The organism is Streptomyces sp. NPDC006487 (genome assembly GCF_042870555.1).
In the GTDB taxonomy this organism is placed as follows: Bacteria; Actinomycetota; Actinomycetes; order Streptomycetales; family Streptomycetaceae; genus Streptomyces.
In genome coordinates this window covers 1-7,343 of sequence record NZ_JBIAHN010000044.1, presented here as the reverse complement: position 1 = coordinate 7,343, position 7,343 = coordinate 1, and the positions used below count along the sequence as shown (strand labels likewise).

The window sequence follows — 7,343 nt, the reverse complement described above, 5'->3', positions numbered from 1 at the left end:
GCGGCGGGGGGGGGGGGGGGGGGGGGGGGGGCGGGGTGGGGGGGGGGGGGGGGGCGGTGCGGCCCGGGGCGGCCCGCCCCCCCCCCCCCCCCCGCCGGGGGCGGGGGGGGGGCGGGGGGCCCCCCCCCCCCCCCCCCCACCAGCCGTCCTAGAGCGTGCCGGTGAGCAGTTCCGGACGGATCGGCGTCTTGTTGATCTCCAGACCGGTCGCCGCCCGGATCGCCGCGATGACGGCCGGGGTGGACGAGAGGGTCGGGGCCTCGCCCATGCCGCGCAGGCCGTACGGGGCCTTCGGGTCGGCGAGCTCCAGGACGTCGACCGGGATGGTCGGGGTGTCGAGGATGGTCGGGATCAGGTAGTCCGTGAAGGAGGGGTTGCGCACCTTCGCGGTCTTCGGGTCCACGATGATCTCTTCCATGATCGCGACGCCCAGGCCCTGGGTGGTACCACCCTGGATCTGGCCGACCACGGAGAGCATGTTGAGCGCCTTGCCGACGTCCTGGGCGGTCGCCAGCTCCACGACCTTGACGAGGCCGAGCTCGGTGTCCACCTCGACGACGGCGCGGTGCGCGGCGAAGGTGTACTGGACGTGGCCGTTGCCCTGGCCGGTGACCAGGTCGAAGGGCTCGGTCGCGGCGTGGCGGAACTCGAGCTCGATGTCGATCGCGTCCTCGCCCTCCAGGATGTCGGCGATGTCCGCGAGGACCTCTCCGCCATCGGTGACGACCTTGCCGCCTTCGAGGAGCAGCTCGGCGGTCGCCCACGCGGGGTGGTACGAGCCGTTCTTGCGCCGGCCGATCTCCAGGACCGCCTCGCGGACTGCCTCACAGGTGTTCTTCACGGCGCCACCGGTCATGTACGTCTGCCGCGAGGCGGACGTGGAACCGGCGGAGCCGACCTGCGTGTCGGCCGGGTGGATGGTCACCTGCGTGACACCCAGCTCGGTACGGGCGATCTGCGCGTGGACGGTGATGCCGCCCTGGCCGACCTCCGCCATGGCCGTGTGGACCATCGCGACGGCCTCGCCGTTGATGACCTCGAGGGTCACGCGGGCGGTGGAGTAGTCGTCGAAGCCCTCGGAGAAGCCGACGTTCTTGATGCCGACCGCGTAGCCGACGCCGCGGACGACGCCTTCACCGTGGGTGGTGTTCGACAGACCACCGGGCAGCGCGCGAACGTCCGCGTTCTCGCCGGCGGACTCCCACTGGCGCTCCGGCGGCAGCGGACGGGCCTTGACCCGGCGCAGCAGCTCGGCGACGGGCGCCGGAGCGTCCACGACCTGGCCGGTGGGCATGATCGTGCCCTGCTCCATGGCGTTCAGCTGACGGAACTCGACCGGGTCCATGCCCAGCTTCGCCGCGAGCTTGTCCATCTGGGCCTCGTAGGCGAAGCAGGCCTGGACGGCGCCGAAGCCGCGCATCGCGCCACAGGGCGGGTTGTTCGTGTAGAGCGCGATCGCCTCGATGTCCACGTCCTCCAGGACGTACGGACCGACCGAGAGGGAGGAGGCGTTGCCCACGACCGCCGGGGAAGCGGACGCGTACGCGCCGCCGTCCAGGACGATCTTGCACTTCATGTGCGTGAGCTTGCCGTCCTTGGTGGCGCCGTGCTCGTAGTACAGCTTCGCCGGGTGACGGTGCACGTGGCCGAAGAAGGACTCGAAGCGGTTGTAGACGATCTTGACCGGCTTGTTCGTGGCCAGGGCCAGGAGGCAGGCGTGGATCTGCATCGAGATGTCTTCGCGGCCACCGAACGCGCCGCCGACGCCCGAGAGCGTCATGCGGACCTTCTCCGGCGGCAGGCCCAGGACCGGGGCGATCTGCTGGAGGTCCGAGTGCAGCCACTGGGTGGCGACGTACAGCTCGACACCGCCGTCCTCGGACGGTACGGCCAGACCGGACTCCGGGCCGAGGAAGGCCTGGTCCTGCATGCCGAAGGTGTACTCGCCCTCGACGATGACGTCGGCGCGCTTGCGGGCCTCTTCCACGTTGCCGCGGATGATCGGCTGGCGGTGCACGATGTTCGGGTGCGGGACGTGACCGATGTGGTGGTCGTCGCGGCCCTCGTGGATCAGCGGCGCGCCCTCGGCGAGGGCGGAGGCCTCGTCCGTGACGAGCGGCAGCTCACGGTAGTCGATCTTGATCTTGGCGGCCGCGCGGCGGGCGGTCTCCGGGTGGTCGGCGGCCACGAGGGCGACCGGCTCACCGTGGTGACGGACCCGGCCGTTGGCGAGAACCGGGGTGTCCTGGATCTCGAGGCCGTAGTTCTTCATCTCGGCCGGCAGGTCGTCGTACGTCAGGACCGAGTAGACGCCCGGCATCGCCAGGGCCTCGGAGATGTCGATCGAGACGATCTCGGCGTGGGCGACGGTGCTGCGGAGCGTCTGGCCCCACAGCATGTCCTCGTGCCACATGTCCGAGGAGTACGCGAACTCACCGGTCACCTTGAGGGTGCCGTCCGGGCGCAGCGTGGACTCGCCGATGCCGCCCTTGTTGTGCTTCTGCGTGACGTTGGTCGGCGTACCCGCCGGGACCGTGCGCGTGTTCTGGGCCATGGTCAGACCGCCTCAGACTGACGGGCGGCCGCGAGGCGGACCGCGTCGAGGATCTTCTCGTAGCCCGTGCAGCGGCAGAGGTTGCCGGACAGGGACTCACGGATGTCCTGGTCGGACGGGGAGGGGTTCTCCTCCAGCAGCGCGTCGGCCTGGACCAGGAGGCCCGGGGTGCAGAAACCGCACTGGACGGCGCCGGCGTCGATGAACGCCTGCTGGATGTTGGAGAGCTCGACGCCCTCGCCGGTCTGCGAGTCGCCCGGCTTGGCCTGCCACTGCTTGGCCGCGTCCAGGGTGACGCCGCCCTTGCTGCCGCAGCCGCCGCCGGTGCCGCAGGCACCGCCGTGGCCGTGCTCGTCGCGCTGCTTGGCGAACTCCGCCAGGCCCTCGACGGTCACGACGTCGCGGCCCTCGACCTGACCGGCCGCGACCAGACAGGAACAGACCGGCACGCCGTCGAGACGGACGGTGCAGGAACCGCACTCACCCTGCTCACAGGCGTTCTTCGAACCGGGCAGGCCCAGGCGCTCGCGCAGGACGTAGAGAAGGGACTCGCCCTCCCAGACGTCGTCGGCTTCCTGCTGACGGCCGTTGACAGTGAAATTGACGCGCATGATTACGCAGCCCCTTCAAGCGAGCGGCCGTTGTTCGAACCGCGGTACTGCTCCCACGTCCAGACGAGCTGGCGGCGAGCCATGATGCCGACCGCGTGGCGGCGGTACTTCGCCGTGCCGCGGACGTCGTCGATCGGGTTGGCCGCGCCGGAGGCGAGGTCACCGAACTGCTTGGCGATCGACGGGGTGATGACCTTGCCGGACTCCCAGAAGCCACCCTCTTCGAGCGCGGCGTTGAGGAACTCCTCGGCGGCCTTCGCCCGGATCGGGGTCGGCGCGGCCGAACCGATACCGGTACGGACCGTGCGGGTCTCGGGGTGCAGCGCCAGGCCGAACGCGCAGACGGCGATGACCATCGCGTTGCGGGAGCCGACCTTGGAGTACTGCTGGGGGCCGTCCGCCTTCTTGACGTGGACGGTCTTGATGAGCTCGTCGGCGGCCAGCGCGTTGCGCTTGACGCCGGTGTAGAACTCGTCGATCGGGATCAGGCGGGATCCGCGTACGGACTCCACCTCGACCTCGGCGCCCGCCGCGAGCAGCGCGGGGTGGGAGTCGCCGGCCGGCGAGGCGCAACCGAGGTTGCCGCCGACACCGCCGCGGTTACGGATCTGCGGGGACGCGACCGTGTGCGAGGCGAGCGCGAGTCCCGGAAGCTCCGTGCGGAGGTTCTCCATGATCTGCGTGTACGGGACGGAGGCGCCCAGACGTACCACGTCCTCGCCGACCTCCCACTCCCGCAGGAGACCGATGCGGTTCAGGTCCAGGAGGTACTCCGGCCGACGGTGGTCGAAGTTGATCTCGACCATCACATCGGTGCCACCCGCAATCGGCACAGCTGTGGGGAACTCGGCCTTAGCGGCGAGCGCCTCCTCCCAGCTGGCGGGGCGAAGGAAGTCCATGTGCGGCTCTCTTCTTCTTAATCGGGTCGTTCACTTCAAGCCAGGAGGCCGTTGGGCCCTCGACTGGTCGTTCACGTGCTGTTAACGCGGTGTGGACTCAGTACAGCGGCCATCCGTCCCCCGGGTGCAGTCACCGAAACCATGAAGGAGTTGGCTGGGGACCTCCCTCGTCTTGTAGATTCGTATGAAAGGCAGGATGCGACGACCTGCCCGATTTCCAACGGCAACATTCGAGACAGATCGGCGGCGACATCATGCGGCTGCGCGCACTGCTGGAAACCGAGGCGCTGGGGCTGCGGCTGCTGGGCGGCGAGGAAGAACTCGACCGGACGGTCCGCGGGGTCATGACGACCGACCTGAGGGATCCCAGCCGATACCTATCCGGAGGGGAACTGGTCCTCACTGGCCTGGCATGGAGACGAAATTCAGCCGACTCCGAGCCGTTCGTACGAATCCTCGCGAGCGCCGGCGTGGCCGGGCTCGCGGCCGGCGAGGCCGAGCTGGGCGACATTCCCGACGACCTCGTCTCGGCGTGTCTGCGCAACCGTCTTCCGTTGTTCGCCGTGAACGAAGACGTTGCATTCGCCACCATCACCGAGTACGTGGTGCGGCAGGTGTCCGGAGAGCGCGCCGGGGACCTCGCGGCCGTCGTGGACCGCCATCGGCGGCTCATGACCTCCGGTCCGGCCGGTGGCGGACCCGATGTGGTGCTCGATCTGCTCACCACGGACCTCGATCTCCGGGCCTGGGTGCTCTCGCCCACCGGCCGGCAGATCGCCGGGGCGGGCGAGCCGCTGGCGCCGGGCATCTGCGCGGCACTGGCGAGCGAGCACCTCGCGGCGGTCCGGACGGGCCGCAGGGGTCCGCACCGGATCTCCCTCCAGGGTATTACCTACTCCCTGTTCCCGATCAGGGGACACGGGCGCGGCGCCGCAGGTCCGGCGGCCCGGGACGTCCGCGAGAGCGTGCTCTCCGACTGGCTGCTGGCCGTCGAGGCCGACGCCGGCGACTGGCCGGCCGAGCGCCTCGACCTGCTCCAGGGCGTCACCCAGCTCATCGCGGTCGAGCGGGACCGCCGCGACGCGGCCCGCACGGTCCGCCGCCGCCTCGCCCAGGAGGTCCTGGAGCTGGTCCAGACGGGCGCTCCGCCCGCCGAGATCGCCGCCCGCCTGCGGGTGGCCGCACCGGTGCTCCTGCCCGGCCTGGGCACCGCCCCGCACTGGCAGGTCGTCGTGGCCCGGGTGGACTGGGACGGCGGTGACATCGCCGGCGGACCCGTCGCCCAGTCCCTGCTCGAGGAAATCCTCGTCGACCCGTCCGTCTCCGGGCCGGAGCCGTCCGACCGGATCGCCGTCGCGCACGCCGGGGACGAGGCGATCGCCCTCGTACCGCTGCCCGCGCCCTCCGGGGAGCCCGGCGAGGAGAAGGGCCCCGACACCGCCCTGCACGCGGAAACGCTGCTCGCGGCCGTACGGGACCCCCTGGCGGCCGGACTCGCCGACGACGGCCGGCTCACCCTGGGCGTCAGCGCGGCCGTGTCCTCCGCCGAGGGGCTCCGCGGGGCCCTGGAAGAGGCCCGGCACGCCCGCCGGGTCGCCGCGGCCCGCCCGGGCCGGGTCTGCGCGGCCGGCCACCACGAGCTGGCCTCGCACGTCCTGCTGCTCCCGTTCGTACCGGACGACGTCCGCCGCGCCTTCACGGCCCGGCTGCTCGACCCGCTGCGGGACTACGACCGGCGCCACCGCGCGGAGCTCATCCCCACCCTCGAAGCCTTCCTGGACTGCGACGGCTCGTGGACCCGCTGCGCGACGCGTCTGCACCTCCACGTCAACACGCTGAGGTACCGGGTCGGGCGAATCGAGCAGTTGACGGCGCGGGATCTTTCCCGGCTGGAGGACAAGCTCGATTTCTTCCTGGCACTGCGCATGAGCTGAGAAGATCCACCGCCTGACCGGCCGGGGGGCCGGTCCGGGCCGACGGGGGGCCGGCCGGGGGTGGCTGATGATCCGTCCGGACTTTGTGAAAGAGTTCACCCGACCCCTTGGCCGAACCTGCCGATCCGTGCTCTCATTTCGCCCCAGGGCTCAACGACGTGCTGCTTGGTTGCTTTGGGGAGGGCAATGTGGCGGATACCGCCATGTCCAGTGCCGGAACTACCGGGGGAGACGACCCCCTCCAGCGGGCGATATGGCGGCTGCGCTCGCGTGGCTGTTGGACCGACGCGGCGGCCCTGCTGACACCGCACCTGCACGATGCCGGAGCCGCCGTGCAGCGGACCGGACTGCTGGTCGAACGCTGCCTCTTCACGGGGCAGGGCTGGGCCGAAGCCGAGGACGCGCTGCGGGTGGCCGAAGCGGTCTCCCAGGACGACGACGACCGGGGCGCGGCCGCGTGCGAGCGCGGTCACCTGGCGTACGCGGCGACCGTACTGGGCGTGCGCGACCGGGCCGACGAGGCCCGCTCGGCGCTCGGCCGGGCGGCGGCGCTGCTGTCCCCGGGGTCGCGCACCCGGCCGCTGCTGGACTTCCGGCGGGGCCTGGTCGCCGAACATCTGGCGGACGCCCCGTCATCGGCCCTGCCGGCGTACCGGCGGGCCCACGCGGGCGCCCTGGCCCACGGCGACACCCTCCTGCTGTCCTTCACCTGGCGGCACCTGGCGGCGCTGGCCCTGCGGGACGGGGAGGTCGCCGAGGCCCGCAAGGGCTTCGCGGAGTCCCTCCGCATCCGGGAGGACCTGGGCTTCCTCGTCGGCACGGCCCCGGCGCTGGCGGCCCTGGCCGAAGCCGAACCGGAACCCGAGGCCGCCCGCCTCCGCGCGGAGGCCCGCCGCCTCTTCCACCTCCTGGGCGGCATCCCCACCTGGCTGGCAGACCAGCTCCACCCGGTACCCGCGCCCGCACCTTCTTGACGCTCCGGACGCCTTCTCGATGCGCTGGACTCCGTCCGGCGGTGGCCGGGCGGGGTGCTTGCCACCGCCGTCCCGGCACGGGCCCGGTGGGCGGCCGCCGCTGATGGCCCTGCGGGGCGAAGTCCCCTACCCGCCCTTCCACCGTTCCCCGGGCGCTGCCCGGACCCGGTCCTCAAACGCCGGACGGCTGAAAATGCGCGGCGGGGCCGGGAGGCCCACCCGGCCGGGGTCGGAGGCTTCCGGGCCGGGGCGGGGACGGGGGCGGGGTGGGGTGTCGGCCTGGACGTAAAGCGTGATGTGTGGCGCAGGTACACCCCACGGCTGTCGAAGTCGAGCCCAGGGCGCCTAAATCATGCAGTCCAGGCCGACAC

The 7,343-nt window shown here is 71.7% G+C and carries 5 protein-coding genes; 2 read left to right on the top strand and 3 right to left on the bottom strand.

Translation table 11 applies throughout. From position 1 onward, the window contains the following. Nucleotides 1-148 precede the first annotated feature (148 nt). From ACFYM0_RS37815 to ACFYM0_RS37805, 3 genes are read right to left on the bottom strand one after another with little or no spacing between them, the layout of a single operon-like run. Nucleotides 149-2,554 (bottom strand): xanthine dehydrogenase family protein molybdopterin-binding subunit, encoded by a 2,406-nt coding sequence (locus tag ACFYM0_RS37815; RefSeq protein ID WP_388510264.1) that lies wholly within the window; start codon nt 2,552-2,554, stop codon nt 149-151. Between the two features lie 2 nt (nt 2,555-2,556). Beyond that, nucleotides 2,557-3,165 (bottom strand): (2Fe-2S)-binding protein, encoded by a 609-nt coding sequence (locus tag ACFYM0_RS37810; protein ID WP_250744167.1) that lies wholly within the window; start codon nt 3,163-3,165, stop codon nt 2,557-2,559. 2 nt (nt 3,166-3,167) lie between these two features. Then, nucleotides 3,168-4,064: a xanthine dehydrogenase family protein subunit M gene (locus tag ACFYM0_RS37805; protein WP_250744166.1), complete on the bottom strand. Its 897-nt coding sequence runs from the start codon at nt 4,062-4,064 to the stop codon at nt 3,168-3,170. A 254-nt stretch (nt 4,065-4,318) separates the two neighbouring features. On the opposite strand from ACFYM0_RS37805, the gene ACFYM0_RS37800 reads away from it, so the two are divergent. Together ACFYM0_RS37800 and ACFYM0_RS37795 are read left to right on the top strand one after the other, a co-directional pair. Beyond that, nucleotides 4,319-5,998, top strand: a complete 1,680-nt coding sequence (locus ACFYM0_RS37800; RefSeq protein ID WP_388510261.1) for a PucR family transcriptional regulator — start codon at nt 4,319-4,321, stop codon at nt 5,996-5,998. A 188-nt stretch (nt 5,999-6,186) separates the two neighbouring features. Further along, nucleotides 6,187-6,972, top strand: a complete 786-nt coding sequence (locus ACFYM0_RS37795; RefSeq protein WP_388510259.1) for a hypothetical protein — start codon at nt 6,187-6,189, stop codon at nt 6,970-6,972. The last annotated feature ends 371 nt before the right edge of the window (nt 6,973-7,343 follow it).

Coding starts and splice junctions, on each gene's coding strand:
- ACFYM0_RS37815 (WP_388510264.1), bottom strand. CDS start 2,554: ATGGCCCAGAACACGCGCACGGTCCCGGCGGGTACGCCGACCAACGTC.
- ACFYM0_RS37810 (WP_250744167.1), bottom strand. CDS start 3,165: ATGCGCGTCAATTTCACTGTCAACGGCCGTCAGCAGGAAGCCGACGAC.
- ACFYM0_RS37805 (WP_250744166.1), bottom strand. CDS start 4,064: ATGGACTTCCTTCGCCCCGCCAGCTGGGAGGAGGCGCTCGCCGCTAAG.
- ACFYM0_RS37800 (WP_388510261.1), top strand. CDS start 4,319: ATGCGGCTGCGCGCACTGCTGGAAACCGAGGCGCTGGGGCTGCGGCTG.